General features: G+C 59.5%; 14 protein-coding genes. 7 read left to right on the top strand and 7 right to left on the bottom strand.

What is annotated here, in order from left to right; genetic code table 11:
* Positions 1–20 precede the first annotated feature (20 nt).
* Positions 21–1,382: an ABC transporter permease subunit gene (locus ABHT90_RS01925; RefSeq protein ID WP_346981401.1), complete on the top strand. Its 1,362-nt coding sequence runs from the start codon at positions 21–23 to the stop codon at positions 1,380–1,382.
* A gap of 12 nt (positions 1,383–1,394) precedes the next feature.
* Entirely contained in the window at positions 1,395–2,147 is a 753-nt protein-coding gene (locus ABHT90_RS01920; protein WP_006234381.1) for an amino acid ABC transporter ATP-binding protein, read from the top strand.
* Between the two features lie 117 nt (positions 2,148–2,264).
* Here ABHT90_RS01920 and ABHT90_RS01915 read toward each other — a convergent pair whose 3' ends face one another.
* Together ABHT90_RS01915 and ABHT90_RS01910 are read right to left on the bottom strand one after the other, a co-directional pair.
* The gene (locus ABHT90_RS01915) at positions 2,265–2,684 is read right to left on the bottom strand and encodes a flavodoxin (RefSeq protein ID WP_346981400.1); all 420 of its coding nucleotides are present in this window, start codon (positions 2,682–2,684) and stop codon (positions 2,265–2,267) included.
* 46 nt (positions 2,685–2,730) lie between these two features.
* Positions 2,731–3,435, bottom strand: coding sequence for a DUF3793 family protein (locus ABHT90_RS01910; protein ID WP_161144863.1), 705 nt, complete (start codon positions 3,433–3,435; stop codon positions 2,731–2,733).
* Between the two features lie 175 nt (positions 3,436–3,610).
* On the opposite strand from ABHT90_RS01910, the gene ABHT90_RS01905 reads away from it, so the two are divergent.
* Positions 3,611–3,994, top strand: coding sequence for a heavy-metal-associated domain-containing protein (locus tag ABHT90_RS01905; RefSeq protein ID WP_346981399.1), 384 nt, complete (start codon positions 3,611–3,613; stop codon positions 3,992–3,994).
* 26 nt (positions 3,995–4,020) lie between these two features.
* On the opposite strand, the gene ABHT90_RS01900 is transcribed toward ABHT90_RS01905, so the two are convergent.
* The gene (locus ABHT90_RS01900; protein ID WP_022094427.1) at positions 4,021–4,446 is read right to left on the bottom strand and encodes a hypothetical protein; all 426 of its coding nucleotides are present in this window, start codon (positions 4,444–4,446) and stop codon (positions 4,021–4,023) included.
* A complete protein-coding gene (locus ABHT90_RS01895) occupies positions 4,439–5,944 on the bottom strand; it encodes a Y-family DNA polymerase (RefSeq protein ID WP_052044227.1) in 1,506 nt (501 codons plus the stop codon). The genes ABHT90_RS01900 and ABHT90_RS01895 overlap by 8 nt, the downstream gene beginning before the upstream one ends.
* 224 nt (positions 5,945–6,168) lie before the next feature.
* Between ABHT90_RS01895 and ABHT90_RS01890 the strand changes: the two genes are divergently transcribed.
* A complete protein-coding gene (locus tag ABHT90_RS01890; RefSeq protein ID WP_035138860.1) occupies positions 6,169–6,693 on the top strand; it encodes an iron-containing alcohol dehydrogenase in 525 nt (174 codons plus the stop codon).
* 199 nt (positions 6,694–6,892) lie between these two features.
* Positions 6,893–8,587 (top strand): glucose-6-phosphate isomerase, encoded by a 1,695-nt coding sequence (gene pgi / locus ABHT90_RS01885; RefSeq protein WP_035138859.1) that lies wholly within the window; start codon positions 6,893–6,895, stop codon positions 8,585–8,587.
* Between the two features lie 141 nt (positions 8,588–8,728).
* Here pgi and ABHT90_RS01880 read toward each other — a convergent pair whose 3' ends face one another.
* From ABHT90_RS01880 to ABHT90_RS01870, 3 genes are all read right to left on the bottom strand, one after another.
* Positions 8,729–10,033, bottom strand: a complete 1,305-nt coding sequence (locus tag ABHT90_RS01880; RefSeq protein ID WP_346981398.1) for a VirD4-like conjugal transfer protein, CD1115 family — start codon at positions 10,031–10,033, stop codon at positions 8,729–8,731.
* Positions 10,026–10,643 (bottom strand): ATP-dependent Clp protease proteolytic subunit, encoded by a 618-nt coding sequence (locus tag ABHT90_RS01875; protein ID WP_022094432.1) that lies wholly within the window; start codon positions 10,641–10,643, stop codon positions 10,026–10,028. The genes ABHT90_RS01880 and ABHT90_RS01875 overlap by 8 nt, the downstream gene beginning before the upstream one ends.
* Before the next feature lie 63 nt (positions 10,644–10,706).
* The gene (locus ABHT90_RS01870; protein WP_346981397.1) at positions 10,707–11,753 is read right to left on the bottom strand and encodes a hypothetical protein; all 1,047 of its coding nucleotides are present in this window, start codon (positions 11,751–11,753) and stop codon (positions 10,707–10,709) included.
* 618 nt (positions 11,754–12,371) lie between these two features.
* Between ABHT90_RS01870 and deoC the strand changes: the two genes are divergently transcribed.
* Complete coding sequence (gene deoC / locus ABHT90_RS01865) at positions 12,372–13,046, top strand: deoxyribose-phosphate aldolase (protein ID WP_346981396.1); 675 nt, start codon at positions 12,372–12,374, stop codon at positions 13,044–13,046.
* A 149-nt stretch (positions 13,047–13,195) separates the two neighbouring features.
* On the top strand, positions 13,196–14,038 hold the full coding sequence (locus ABHT90_RS01860; RefSeq protein WP_195624775.1) for a Cof-type HAD-IIB family hydrolase: 843 nt from the start codon (positions 13,196–13,198) through the stop codon (positions 14,036–14,038).
* The last annotated feature ends 36 nt before the right edge of the window (positions 14,039–14,074 follow it).

The following is a 14,074-nucleotide window of genomic DNA, read 5'->3' as shown; positions in this document are numbered from 1 at the left end:
CTTCTACGATAGGAGCCACCTTGTCTCGACTGAACAAAGGGGCCGCGGAGCAGCGTTTTCCACTGCCCGCCTTGCTCCAAAAGCTAGCCTGCGCCATGGCCGTGGCGCTCGCGCTGGTGTGCGCAGGGGCATATGCGCCCACGACCGCCCAGGCGCTTGAGACCGCAAAGATTACCGCCCGACCCAACACTGGTTCGGGCAGCGCTGTGGTCGGCGGTACCGAGACGCGCATTACCTGGGAGGTCCAGGCCGATGCCGACGAGGAGCTGAGCGGTCTTTCGCTGACGTTTGTCGACGGCACGACGTTTGGTACCGATGACACGCGATTGACGATGCTCTCGGGCGAGGACCTTATGGATCGTACGCCCATGAAGCCCACGTGCAAGGCTGACGGCCAGACGCTCAAGATTGACTTTGGCGAGACGGCGCCTGCCGGCGGCTTTTTCCGTGTCGAGGTTTACGGCGTGACGTTTCCCGTCGAGGGCGGCGAAGAGGCCTTTAGCGGCACCTATACGCTCGCCGACGGTTCGACCAAGAAGATTTCCAAGATTCCGTCGGTGGAGATCAAGGGCGTGACGGCATTCGATAACTTCCTGGCCGATCTTAAGGAGCAGCCGTTGGTCGAGGCCTGGAACTCCAATATGTTCCTGCGCCTGTTCTTAAACCCAGTCATTTTGGTCCAAAGCCTGCCGATCGTCTTTAAGGGCTTCCTTATGTCGCTCTCGATCGTGCTTGTGGCGTTTCCGCTGGCAATTCCCTTTGGCTTTGCCTTGTCGCTCATGCGCATCTCCAAGTCGCGCATCCTGCGCTGCCTCGCCGGCATCTATGTGAATATCATCCGCGGTACGCCGGCGTTCCTGCAGATCTATATCGCGTTCTTCGGTCTGCCGTTGGCCGGCGTCAAGGTTGATGACTACGTGCTTGGCGTTATCGTCATGGCCATGAACTCGTCTGCGTACCTGTGCGAGATCTTCCGTGCCGGTATTCAATCGATCCCCAAGGGCCAAAACGAGGCTGCTCGCTCTCTGGGCATGAATGCCTTCCAGACGCTGCTCTACGTTATGATTCCGCAGACGTTCCGCAATGTTTTGCCTACGCTGACCAGCGAGTTTATCTTGCTTTATAAGGATACGTCGCTGCTTGCCGCCGTGGGTGTGGTCGAAATCGTCATGAACGCCCGAACCATCGTGGCCACGACGGGCTCCATTACACCGTACGTGGTTGCCGCCCTGTTCTATCTGGTCATCACCCTGCCGCTCGCTCGCTTGGTGAGCGGTCTTGAGGCGAGGCTTTTGGGTACGACCGAGACCAAGAAGAAGCGTCCCGCTAAGAGCGCCGGACAGGTTGTCGCGACGCCTGCCGATCACATCGCCGGTCTGTAAGGAGGTCCTATCATGAGCGAAACCAATAACTCGAACGAGGTCGTCGTCAGCATCAAGAACCTTCAGAAGGCTTTTGGCGATAACGTGGTCCTGCGCGATATCGATCTGGATGTGCACAAGGGCGAGGTCGTCGTAGTCCTGGGTCCTTCTGGCTCGGGCAAGTCGACGATGCTTCGCTGTATCAATCGCCTGGAGCATCCCACGAGCGGCTCGATTGTCGTCGAGGGCGTGGATGTGTGTGCCAAGGGCGTCGACCTCAACAAAGTGCGCACGCACCTGGGCATGGTGTTTCAGCAGTTCAACCTGTTCCCGCACCTGTCGGTCAAAAAGAACGTCATGCTTGCGCAGCAAAAGGTGCTCAAGCGCAGCAAGGAAGAGGCCGAGAAGATCGCCGTCGAGGAGCTGACCAAGGTCGGCCTGGCCGAGCGCATCGACTTTATGCCGAGCCAGCTCTCGGGCGGCCAGCAGCAGCGCGTGGCCATCGCCCGCGCCCTGTCGATGAACCCGCACGTGATGCTCTTTGACGAGGCCACGTCGGCGCTCGACCCTGAGCTCGTGCGCGACGTTCTGGGCGTCATGCGCGACCTGGCGCACGACGGTATGACCATGATCGTCGTGACGCACGAGATGGGCTTTGCCCGCGATGTCGCCGACCGCGTCGTCTTTATGGACGGCGGCGTCATTGTGGAAGAGGGTACGCCGAGCGAGGTCTTCGACCACCCCAAGAGCGAGCGCACCAAGGCGTTCTTGGGCAATATCTCGTAGCCGGTTGATGTAACTGCCGTTATAAAAGAGCGGGGGCTGGACTTGAATTCAGCCCCCGCTCTTTTGTAGGGATAAGGATGCGCTTTGATGCAGACTCTTTTGGAGGTCCTGGGTTCGTTACGCGAGCTCGGCTCCGAGGGCCTTGCAAGCGGTCTCGCCCTCATCGTCGGGCGCATCGTAGCAAATGACGGAATCGACGACATTGACGCCCGCCTCGTCGGCATCGGCCTTCCAGTTGTCCATCCACTCGCCCTCGGCCCACGAATAAGAGCCAAAGAGGACGACCTTCTTATCGCCGATGGTCTCCTTGACCTCGTCCCACATAGGCTGGAACTCGTCATACTCAAGCTCCTCGGAACCCATGGCGGGGCAGCCGAAGGCGAAGGCACCATATTCGGCGGCCTTGTCGGCAGAGAAGTCGGCGCAGGAGATGACCTCTGCCTCGGCGCCGGCACCGGTTGCGCCCTCGGCAACGAAGTTTGCCATGGCCTCGGTGTTGCCTGTACCGCTCCAGTAGACGACTGCGATCTTGCTCATATGTCTTCCTTTCGGTTGTGCGGCGTGCGGCCGCGTTTTGTATGCTCTATCGGGTTGCCTGGACAAGTTGTCCCAGAGTGCAGCCCTGTTGATAGATGTAGGTAAGGTATTGCGTGCATGCGCGATAGGAATCGAAGGTCGTGAGCGCCTGCTCAACGTTTGTGTATACCTTCCATGCGCCAAAGACCTTATAGTTTTCGCCGTGCTGGACGATAAACTGATGGACATCTTCGTAGGGATAGCCCAAAAAATAGCCAATTTCGTGGGGGAACTCGCATATGCACCCCGTATCGCAGTGCCTATTTCGCGCGAGTGCGCAGACGCTGCCGTCATAGGCGCTTTCTGCGGCATTGCTGCTTGCCAGCGTGATGCGCGCGGCGAGATGCACCAGGGATGCGGGCAGGTTGTGGACATCGTAACCTTCGGCGGCTAGCGCCGTCGTGGCACGGGGGTCGGAGAGGTATCGCATGAGGTCCGCAGGGCGGTACACATAGATGAGCGCTCCGCAGGGGCGCCAGACCAAAACGCTCATATGGATTCCGAGTGGCTGGAGCTCGCGGTTGCATTGGGCTATGACGGCGAGCAGGCGAGAGCGTCGCTCTTCGATATGGGCGGCGCCGGGTTTTCCGTTTTGGTTGGCGTAAACGCCGGGATAGGTAAAGAGCGAAGCCGGCTTGATACCTGCGAGCGTAGGGGAGCAGTTGCGTACGACAGCCGTTTGGTATGTTGGGATGTCAATGGTTCGAGTCACGATGCTCCTTTCGGGTCCTCAGTTGTTAGCCTAGGAAAACTTATACACGAAAGTAAGCCATGGTCAACAAAAAAGTTTGAAGAGGGAAACTAATTGACCGACCGGACATGAATTTGGGTTAAGATGGTGACACCCCATGGGGGTATCTAGATAGTGTTACTTGAAAGGGGAACGCATGAGTGACTTGCTCAACCCTGCGAATCTCATCGTGCTGGCCGTCATTGCCGTCGGCATGTTTTTTGGACTGCGTCGCATTGCCGCTTCGACACACGGGAAGAGTTGTTGCAGCGATGGTGCGAGCGGCAAGAAGGCCAAAAAGGTTGTTGTGGTGGATACCGATGCATCGCACTATCCCTATAGCGATGAGCTGCTCATCGGCGGCATGAGCTGTGACGGCTGCGCTCAGAACGTAGCCAATGCCCTCAATGCACTGGATGGCGTGTGGGCAACGGTGACGTATGCGGACCACACAGCGCGCGTGCGCTCCAAGCGGCCGATCGATCGCGGTGTCCTTGAGGCTGCCGTGAGAGATGCGGGTTACTACGTCATGACGCTGTAGGCCTTGCCTTGGATGCGCGTCCTTGTCTAGGCTCGTCCGCGTAGCTCGATGTCCTGGATGTCGTCGAAGTCGATGGCGATATCTTTGAGCTTGAGGAGTTTGAAAGCAGGGAGCGCCTCGTCGAGGATGCCGGTGCGGCTGCGATAGCCGTATGTATCGTAATAGGTGACACGAACCAAGTCGCCGCGCTTGAGGCCCTCGAGCTTTTTCGAAAGTTCGAGGGCTTTTTCTTCTGTGAGTTCGCATTTTGGCTCGGCGGTGATCTCTTGTTTACGCACGAGCTCGTAGTATCCCGTGAGGGCGGCAAAGGGCATAAACTGCGCGGCACGGCCGGCACGGACGGTGCCGTTGGCGGTGAGCCTGGGGTCGGCGGAGCGACGTCTTCCCTCGGGGTCCGCTAGGCGTTCAAAAGGTGTCGGTGGCCGCATCGGCTGTTGTTGGGACTTAGGCACGATGTCCTCCTACCTGATCGTTGCGCTCGCGCGCGGTGGCGCCGGCGGTAAAGCTTAATCCCTTGACGAGCGCGTTCTTGCCGTACTTGCCTTTCACGGCCAGGACGGCGCGCGCCAGGTCGCGCTCGCGCTCATCGGCCTCGATATCGCTGAACAGATCGATGGTGGCAAATTCCTCGGGCACAAGATTGCTAAAGCCCAGGTTGATGCGCTTGACCGGTCGTTTGGGATCGACAGTCTGCGCCCAGAGCTCATCGAAATAGCCCATGATCTTCTTAAACGAATTGGTACGCTCGGGCAGCTTGCGCGAGGCGTTGGAGTGCGCAAAGAGCGCGGCATAGCCACCACGCGGTTTGCCACCATGCTCTCCCACAAAGATGCCATCGATTGCCTGCGCTTCGCGCACCAGGCGGCGCCGTTCGTCATCGCGCTGGACGGGCTTGGGAGCACGGGGCGCGAGCTCGGGGCCGGCGGTTGCGGTGGGTTCGATGCTCGACGTACTCGAGCGCAGGTGTCCGCATCCGTCCACATATTGTGCAGTACCGCTGGCATCAAGCCTGCGTATGTCGGCGCGCTCGCTCGCGTAGCCCACAAAGAGCGAGATGCTGTCGCAGACCACGTGCTTATCGATCAAGTCCAACACGGCGTTGTCGACCATCTCGCGCAAGACGGTGTAGGCCTGCTCGTAGGCATAGCCCTTCGAGAGCACCTGTCCTGTGGTGGTCGAAGTTGCTTGCGGGCGATAGGCTTGGATATCGGCGATGGTTGTCGGCTCGCGTCCGAAGGCGTGGTCGATGAGATACTCGGCATTGACGCCGAGCTCGTCGTAAAGCAGGTTTTCGTCGAGCGCCGCGACGCCCATCAGATCGTAGACGCCGTATTTTTCGAGTCGTGCTGCCACGCCGGGGCCGATGCCCCAGATATCGGTGATGGGACGATGGGGCCAGATTTCCTTGCGAAAGGTCTCATCGTCGAGTATGCCGATGCGGCTGGGTACGTGCTTGGCGGTGATATCGAGTGCAACCTTGGCCTGGAATAGGTTGGGGCCGATGCCGACCGTCGCCGTGATGCCGGTGCGCGCCAGGACCTCGTCGCGCAACATGCAGGCGAAGCCTTCCGCATCGGTGTGATAGAGGTCCAGATAGGGTGTCACGTCGATAAAGCACTCGTCAATTGAGTAGACGTGCACGTCCTGGGGGCTGACGTATTCCAGATAGATGCCGTAGATTTGCGCCGACACCTCCATGTAGTGCTGCATGCGCGGCACTGCTTTGATGCAGTCGATGCCGTCGGGAATCTCGAACAGACGGCAGCGGTTGTGAATGCCTAAGTCCTTCATGGCCTGCGTGATAGCGAGGCAGATGGTCGTGCGTCCGCGCGATTCGTCGGCAACGACCAGGTTGGTGGTGAGCGGATCGAGCCCACGGTCGACGCACTCGACGCTGGCATAAAACGTCTTGAGGTCGATGCAGATATAGGTGTGCTGCTCGTGCGCCATCCGTGCCCTTCCATCAAACACATGTTCTTATCGAATACCTGTTCGATAATACCCGCTTGCACGGACACCGTCAAAATCTGTCCCTTTTTGGCAAGTATGGTCGTGCGGCTTCATCGGGGTTTTAACGCAGCCCTAAAGAGCGCGAAACAGCTCGGAAAAGCTCGCTTCGTAGCATGAGCCTAACGATCGATACCACCATAAAGCACGGAAGGGTTGTGGGGATAATGGTCAACTATGGGTTTGGTATGCCGACGCGCTTGGTTGCGGATGGGGATGTGGCTCGCTGGTGCGGGCGATTGGTTGCCCACTATGGCGGCACCAAGGCACTGGTCGTGCTAGGAGGCGACAAGCACACGCGCGATGAGCTCGTTTCGGCGGCGCTGGGCTCGCTCGATCGTGCCCTGCTCGAACGCGTACTCTTTCGTTGCGGTTCGGCCGGGGGCGACGGGGGAGACGATTTGGTCGATGAGGCCGTAGCCCTGGCAACCGATGAGGGCGTGGACTTTGTCCTGGCGATTGGCGATGCCGATACTGCTGGCTTTGCGCGCGAGCTCGCGCGTCGCATGGCGGCGCTCGATGCCGGCGAAGACGGTTTTGTCCCTTATGGATGCATTCTCTCGGAGGGCAAGGCGCCTGCTGTCGTGGGCACCGGCGAGGTTCCCGTTTTTGCCATTATCGCGCCCGAACTGCTGGAGGGCATCGGGTCTCCTCTGCGTGAGTTGCTCGGTAGCATCTGCGCCGCGGCCTAATATTTGCCATAAAAGGACGGGTTATTTTTGGTTGGTAAAGCGTTTGACCTGCCAAAATAAGCCTGTCCCTTTTTAATCGGTTGCCGTTTGGGGGCCGATTGGCAACGCTCGCTGATTGTAGTCTTGACCTGCGCTAGAATAGTGGCATCTGAATGTCCGGGCGCATGGAGGCGTGCGCCCGTATGCTGAGGAGGACTCTATGGCAACTGTTGCCGCACCTATCGATGCTACGTCGACTGCCGCTTGGAAGGCGCTCGAGGCTCATCAGGAGAAGCTCGAGGCCGAAGGTATCGACCTCAAGGCCTGGTTCGCTGCTGACGCCGACCGCGTGAACAAGCTGAGCTTTGACGCCGGTGACCTGCACTTCGATCTGTCGAAGAACCTGGTGACCGATGAGACCGTCAAGCTGCTGTGCGATCTTGCCCGCGAGGTGAAGCTCGAGGAGCGCCGCGACGCCATGTTCTCTGGCGAGCACATCAACACTACCGAGGACCGCGCTGTCCTGCACACCGCGCTGCGCCGCCCGGCAAGCGAGAAGGGCCAGCTCATCGTCGACGGCCAGGACGTCGTCGCCGACGTGCACGAGGTCCTCGACCGCATGTATGCCTTCGCCGAGCGCGTGCGCTCCGGTGAGTGGAAGGGCGTTACCGGCAAGAAGATCGAGCATCTGGTGTCCATCGGCATCGGCGGCTCCGACCTGGGCCCGGTCATGGCCTACGAGGCTCTGCGTCCCTATGCCGACGCCGGTATCGACTGCCGCTACATCTCCAACATCGACCCCAACGACCAGGCCGAGAAGCTCAAGGGCCTGGATCCCGAGACCACGCTCGTAATCATCGTCTCCAAGACCTTCACCACGCTCGAGACCCTCACCAACGCCCGCGAGGTCAAGACCTGGATGCTCGAGCAGCTCAAGGCTCAGGGCGCCATCGACGGCTCCGATGAGCAGAACGCCGAGGCCGTGGCAAAGCACTTCGTCGCCGTTTCCACCGCACTCGAGAAGGTCGAGGCCTTCGGTATCGACCCCGCCAACGCCTTCGGTTTCTGGAACTGGGTCGGTGGCCGCTATTCCGTTGACTCCGCCGTGGGCCTGTCGCTGATCGTCGTGCTCGGCCCCGAGCGCTTCCAGCAGTTCCTCGAGGGCTTCCACGCCATCGACGAGTACTTCTGCAACACCCCGCTCGAGAACAACGCCGTCGCGCTGATGGGCCTGCTCAATGTCTGGTACGTCAACTTCTTCGGTTCCAAGAGCCACGCCGTGCTGCCGTACTGCCAGTACCTGCACCGCTTCCCGGCCTACCTGCAGCAGCTCACCATGGAGTCCAACGGCAAGCATGTCCGCTGGGACGGCAGCGCCGTGACCTCCGACACCGGTGAGATCTTCTGGGGCGAGCCCGGCACCAACGGCCAGCATGCCTTCTATCAGCTGCTGCACCAGGGCACTGTGGTGGTTCCGGCCGACTTCATCGCCTTCGCCAATACCGCCAACCCTGCGACCGACGGCGGCCAGGATGTCCACGAGCTGTTCCTGGGCAACTTCCTGGCCCAGACCAAGGCGCTCGCCTTTGGTAAGACGGCCGATGAGGTTCGTGCCGAGGGCACGCCCGAGCAGATCGTCCCGGCCCGTTGCTTTGAGGGCAATCGCCCGACGACCTCGATCTTCGGCGACACGCTGACCCCGTTCGCACTCGGCGAGCTCATCGCCCTGTACGAGCACATCACGTTTGTCGAGGGCACGGTCTGGGGCATCGACTCCTACGACCAGTGGGGCGTCGAGCTGGGCAAGCAGCTTGCCAAGCAGATTACCCCGGCCTTCCACGATGACGCCGCCAAGGCCGAGCAGGACGCTTCGACCCAGGCGCTCATCGAGTTCTATCGCGCGCATCGCAAGTAGTCGCTGCTGTTAACGCATCGCGCCTTATAGTCAGGGGCCCGTATCCTATCGGATGCGGGCCCCTTTGCTTTGCCGTAGTCCCTGGGCGCACGGCCTTTGTGGAACATCGCTGGGGCGCCGCGCGCCGCGAGAACCCTGCGCCTAGATCTCGGCCTCCGCATGGTCTCGCTGCGCCTCGGGCAGCTCCCCGTAGAGCGGATGGTCTTCGAGCCTAAAGCGCTCGACCTGTTCGGGAGTGCGACCGCGCACAAAGAGCCACGAGCGATCGATCGGCGTCGCCATGAGCATGCTGGGCAGCGCGTCGGCGCGGTCGGAAAACACCCGGGCACTCTCGGGATCCTGGAACGCCAGCACCAGATGCGTGTCGCAGTTGCCCATGATGGAGCGTGCGCGTGCCTCGCCATAGAGCGCATCGAGCTGGTTGGTCGACTGCAGCAGCAGCGTTGCCCAGATGTTGCGGCTTCGGATAATCGAGAGCACGTTGTCGATCTGGGGAATCTGCAGATTTGCGAAGTCATCGAGCATAAAGCGCACGGGCACGGGCAGGCTGCCGTCGGGCTGCCTATCGGCCTCACGAATGAGGCCCATAAACGCCTGCGAAATAAAGAGGCCGGTCAGCGGATCGAGATTGCGGTCAATATCGCTCACGGTTACAAACAGGACGCAGGGGGTGTGTCCCATGGAAGCGAAGTTCACCTGATGGCACTCACGATAGAGCTGTGCCGCACCGTCGAATCCCAGACACATGACCTTTTCGGCAAGGATGCCGACGATGCTCGCGTGCATGCGCTCGGCATTTTGCGTAATGGCGTAGCGCCGCCATAGCGAGAGGGCATAGCTTTGGGGGTCGGTCGTGATCAGGTCGTCAAACAATCGACCCGTGGCACCGTCCTGCAGGTGCTCGATCAGCTTGATGACCGAGCTGATCGTCTGCTCGTCGGCGGGTAGCTGTTCGGTGACGTAGGCGATAAGACACGACAGCAGGTTTGCCGCCGCATGATCCCAAAAAGGCTGGTTGTTGTCCTCGATGGGGCAGATGGCCTTTGCCACCGAGAGGATGTCCTGCTGGTTGGGCCTGCCGTCCGCCTTGCGGCGAATGTGCCTCAGGGGGTTGTAGCCGCAGCGCTCGATGCCGGGCGCAAGGGCCGGGACGGTGTTGAGGTCGGCGAAGTTGAGGCATTGCACGCGGTAACCGTGGGCTGCCAGCACGGGTCCCACTTCGCGACAGAGTGTGCCTTTGGTGTCGAGCACGATGTAGCTTGCGTTCATTTGCAGCAGGTTGGGCTTGAGGACGTTTCGGGTCTTGCCGGCTCCCGAGGGGCCGATCACAAGTGCGTTGTTGTTGAGTCCCGTTTGGCGGGTGTCGCAGGAGAGCGTTCGATCCTTGGCGAGGATGGTGGACGATGCGGACTCAGATGCGGCGAGGCGGCTGGCGAGGTTAGACATGGGCGACCTCCTTGGTGGTCGAGAGAATTTCGTGGGCAAAGCCGAGCTCGACGGCGCGCTCGGCCGAAAGGTAGGTGTCTTTTGCAGTGAGGGACTGGATGCGCTTGGGCGTGAGGCCGCTGCGGTCCGAGAGGATTTGCGTGAGGGTCTTGCGGGTCTGCATGAGACGCCGGCTGGTTTCCTGCAACGCAAGTGCCGAGCCGCCTGCCCCCTGGGGGATCAGCGGGTCATGAATCATGAGCTCTGCATGGGGCGCCATACGGCGATCGTCGCCGCCCATAAAGATCACGGCGCCCATGGACGCGGCGAATTCCAGGCAGACGGTGCGGATGGGGCACGATGCGAGGCGCATGGCGTCATAGATCGCAAGACCCGATCGCACGCTTCCGCCGGCGCTGGCGACAAATATGGTGATGGGGCGGCTGGGGTCGGTGGCATCGAGCAGACGAATCTGCTGGCATAGGTCGTGGGCCATCGGGGTTTCGATGTTTCCCATGACGGAGAGCTCGCGACGGGCGAGCATCTCATCGTAAATGCTGGTGAGCGTGATACCTCGGGCGGATTCACGCATGGTGAGGGGGCTGATGATGGGGGAATGATTGGTGTCCATGAGGACTCCTTTCTGTTGGTTGTGTTGTGGAATAGGATTGTTGCCCGCGGAGGGGCTGGCGGGCTACAGGGTTCGTCCGAGCCTGAGATCGAGCTCGGTTGTGGGGCAGGCTGCCTGTTCGTGCGGCTCGCAAGCGCCAAGGGCTCCAAAGCGATGGAGCGTTGCGACGGGCGTGGTGTAGGCGAGCCGCAGCTGATGCTCGACAGGGGCACATCCGTCATTTTTGTAATGAGCCGCGTAGTACTGCGCGATGCTGGCGTTCATCTCGCTGCCATTGCGATGGCGCTCAAACTGGCGTCTGCAGGTTTCGATGATCTTTGCTACCGACTTGGGTGCCGTCGCGGGAACAAGGGCGAGATAGCCCTCAAATAGCTCGTTGATGCTCAGAAGGCACAGCAGGTCGATCAGCGTCCTTATGGCTGCTCCCTCGGCGGAAAAGTGCGCGGTCATGCGGTTATATCGGTTGCGGTCGACGATGGCCGCATGGGGTCTTGGAGTTTTCTGCCCCGTGGTCCCGGGCTTTTGCCGCGCCTGTGTATTGAGCTCGACGTTGCAGCGCTTGAGGCCGTCCAACGGAAGGAACAGTGCGGTGCGCAGGGTGTTCCGCTTACTTTCGAGTTCATGACGCTCGTCGGGTTCCCATTCGAGCTTGAGTTTCGTGTCGAGCGCCGTAAGCATATGGGCTAGGCAGCCTACGGTAAGAACGTACGAATCGTTGTCGCGTTTTGGGGCATAGGGGTCTGTCAGCTTGCGAATGTCGGGGTCGCCCATGATCTTTGTGCAGCGCTTCAGCAGTTGAGGGTGGTCGGCCAAGATCGTCGCGAGCGGTAGCGACGCGTAGTTCTTTATGGTCGCGGCGGCAAAGGCGGCGTCATATTCGTTTGCATATGCTCGCTCAATGCGGGCATCCAGAATGCTTTTCTTATCGCCGTCTTCAGCGTGGTGGTTTGTCATAGCTTCTCCAATCGGTTGATGTTCGTGCTGTTTGTTGATGTGTTGGTTGTCGTGAGTGATGTGCTTGCCGTGGGTGATGTGCTGACGTTGGGGTGCTATGCGGTTTTCAATGAGCCCGTGAGGCAGTTGCTGCAGGGGCGGGATGGAACGGCCCATGCAAGGCGGAAGGCATCGTGCTCAAAATCGAGACAGCAATGCCCTGGGTGCCTCATATGTGGCAGTTACCTCATTAAGTTGTCATTGCGTTTGGGGTTGTACTTTGCCGATCTTCCTTCTCTTACACGCTGAAAACTGAAACTTCATATGCTCGATCTACTTAAAACCGCAACGGCGGTCTTTTATCAACTTATATGTCGGAACGTGTCTTTGCAAGTACTTTTTTGCGTTTGTTTCAAATGGGGTGGTTTTGCAACCGTCACGCGCCACGCTATGCGAACGTGCCCCGGCTCGGATAAGATGGTGCGATCGAGTTCTACCGCGCTCACTGCAAGTAGTCTTTGTTGCTGAGATAGGTCACGGCCGAAAGGGGCCCGTATCCCAACAGATACGGGCCCCTTGCTATTTAAATGGGCATGAGGGTGTATTGAGGGGGGATGTCTTGCTGTCGGCATCCGCGTGCGGTGCCATTCGCTGTCCGTAAATTATACGTTTACGGCTAATTTCATACCACTTGTCGGAATGCGGACGCTGTCCTTGCATGCCGGGCGTACATTGAACGTGGTTTTTCGCGTGAAGCCACGAATCGGTTGCCAGCCCTGAACAAGGAGGCCCAGCATGACGCTTGCCAAACCCATCAATAAATACATCGACTATATCGATGCCCCCGAGGACACGTTTGAGCAGTATGTCGAGAAGGCGTTAAAGTACAACTTTCGCTGCGTATTTGCGAACCTGCAGGAGTACGAGACGGGCCGCGCCATGCTCGAGGACTCTGACATCATCCTTGCCGGCGCTATCGACTTTCCCCAGGGCACTATGACGCTTGAGGAGAAGCTTGCGAGGTTTGAGGAATACGCTGCGTGTGGCTTTACCGAGATTGACTACGTTTTGAATCAGGGGTCGATCGAGAACCGCGATTTTGATGCCATCGAGCGCGAGATGACTACCATTGCTGATTCTTGTCGCGCGCATGGCATCACTGACAAGGTAATCGTCGAGATGTGCAAGCTGGACGGCGACGACGCCGCCAAGCGCCGTGTATGCGAGATCGCGCTGGAGGCCAAGCCGGGATTCCTTAAGACATCGACCGGCAGAAGCTTTGGCGGTGCTAAGCTCGAGGACGTGCGGCTGATGCACGAGGTGCTCGGCGATGCCGTGGCAATCAAGGCGGCGGGCGGTATCCATAATTACGAAGAGGCTTGCGCATTCATCGAGGCCGGCGCCAGCGCGTTAGGTGCATCGGCGGGCATCGCGATCGTCGAGGGCGCACCGACGGATGAGCGTCGCTAGCAGACGTATTTGACCTGAGCGATAAAGCTTCACGACCACACGCCGTTCATGTTCGAGACAATATGACTTTTTGCCCGTTGTAAACGGAGTCGCGATGGGTGTTCTGTATGATGGCTCAGACAAGGTTGTTCAATGACAGGGAGGCATATATGGCAATTAAAGCCATCGCAATGGATATCGACGGTACGCTTACCAACGATCAGAAGGTGATCAGCCCGCGTACGCGCGAGAAGCTGCTCGCGGCGCAGGAATCGGGTATTAAGCTCATCTTGGCTTCGGGCCGTCCCGCATGGGGGCTACATGCTCTGGCACAGGAGCTCGACCTCCAAAACCATGACGGTCTGCTAGTCGCTTTCAATGGCGCGCATGTGGTCGACGCTCAGACCGATGAGGTCCTTTTTGACCAGGCCATGCCGGCTGACGAGCTGCACCGTCTGATTGATCATCTGCAAAACTATGATGTGATCCCCATGATCTCGCTCGGTCGCGACTTGCATGTCGAGGACTCGTACCACTGCATGATTACGCTGCCGGATGGCTCGCAGAAAAACATTGTCAAATACGAGCGCGATGCCTGCGACCTTAAGATCCGCGAGGTCGAGAGCTTGCATGAGGTCGTGGACACTTATCCCGTGGACAAGCTGCTGACGGCGGGCGATCCGGCCTACCTGCAGGCACATTACGAGGAAATGTACGCGCCCTTTAAGCAGACGCTTTCGGGCATGTTTACGGCCGACTGGTACTTTGAGTACACGGCGCCCGGTATCGACAAAGCCCGTGCGCTCGAGGGTGCTCTGCCCAAGCTCGGCATCGATGCCAGCGAGGTCGTATCGTTTGGCGACGGCCAGAACGACAAGTCCATGATCGAGTGGGCTGGTACCGGCGTCGCCATGGGTAACGCTGTCGATGAAGTCAAGGCCGTGGCCCAGATGGTGACCGCCAACAACAACGAAGACGGTATCGCGGTGGCACTTGACCAGCTACTGGGTTAGAATCGCCGATAGTGCATGGTTCGGGCGTCCGCTTGC

It is taken from the genome of Collinsella aerofaciens, assembly GCF_039758815.1.
Classification (GTDB): Bacteria; Actinomycetota; Coriobacteriia; order Coriobacteriales; family Coriobacteriaceae; genus Collinsella; species Collinsella aerofaciens_BP.
This window is presented reverse-complemented; position numbering and strand designations above follow the sequence as displayed.

What these genes read in the sequence shown, in the direction of transcription:
- ABHT90_RS01870 (WP_346981397.1), bottom strand. Translation starts at nt 11,753, where the DNA reads ATGGGCCGTTCCATCCCGCCCCTGCAGCAACTGCCTCACGGGCTCATT.
- ABHT90_RS01920 (WP_006234381.1), top strand. Translation starts at nt 1,395, where the DNA reads ATGAGCGAAACCAATAACTCGAACGAGGTCGTCGTCAGCATCAAGAAC.
- ABHT90_RS01860 (WP_195624775.1), top strand. Translation starts at nt 13,196, where the DNA reads ATGGCAATTAAAGCCATCGCAATGGATATCGACGGTACGCTTACCAAC.
- deoC (WP_346981396.1), top strand. Translation starts at nt 12,372, where the DNA reads ATGACGCTTGCCAAACCCATCAATAAATACATCGACTATATCGATGCC.
- ABHT90_RS01875 (WP_022094432.1), bottom strand. Translation starts at nt 10,643, where the DNA reads ATGGACACCAATCATTCCCCCATCATCAGCCCCCTCACCATGCGTGAA.
- ABHT90_RS01890 (WP_035138860.1), top strand. Translation starts at nt 6,169, where the DNA reads ATGGTCAACTATGGGTTTGGTATGCCGACGCGCTTGGTTGCGGATGGG.
- ABHT90_RS01905 (WP_346981399.1), top strand. Translation starts at nt 3,611, where the DNA reads ATGAGTGACTTGCTCAACCCTGCGAATCTCATCGTGCTGGCCGTCATT.
- ABHT90_RS01915 (WP_346981400.1), bottom strand. Translation starts at nt 2,684, where the DNA reads ATGAGCAAGATCGCAGTCGTCTACTGGAGCGGTACAGGCAACACCGAG.
- ABHT90_RS01880 (WP_346981398.1), bottom strand. Translation starts at nt 10,033, where the DNA reads ATGTCTAACCTCGCCAGCCGCCTCGCCGCATCTGAGTCCGCATCGTCC.
- ABHT90_RS01895 (WP_052044227.1), bottom strand. Translation starts at nt 5,944, where the DNA reads ATGGCGCACGAGCAGCACACCTATATCTGCATCGACCTCAAGACGTTT.
- pgi (WP_035138859.1), top strand. Translation starts at nt 6,893, where the DNA reads ATGGCAACTGTTGCCGCACCTATCGATGCTACGTCGACTGCCGCTTGG.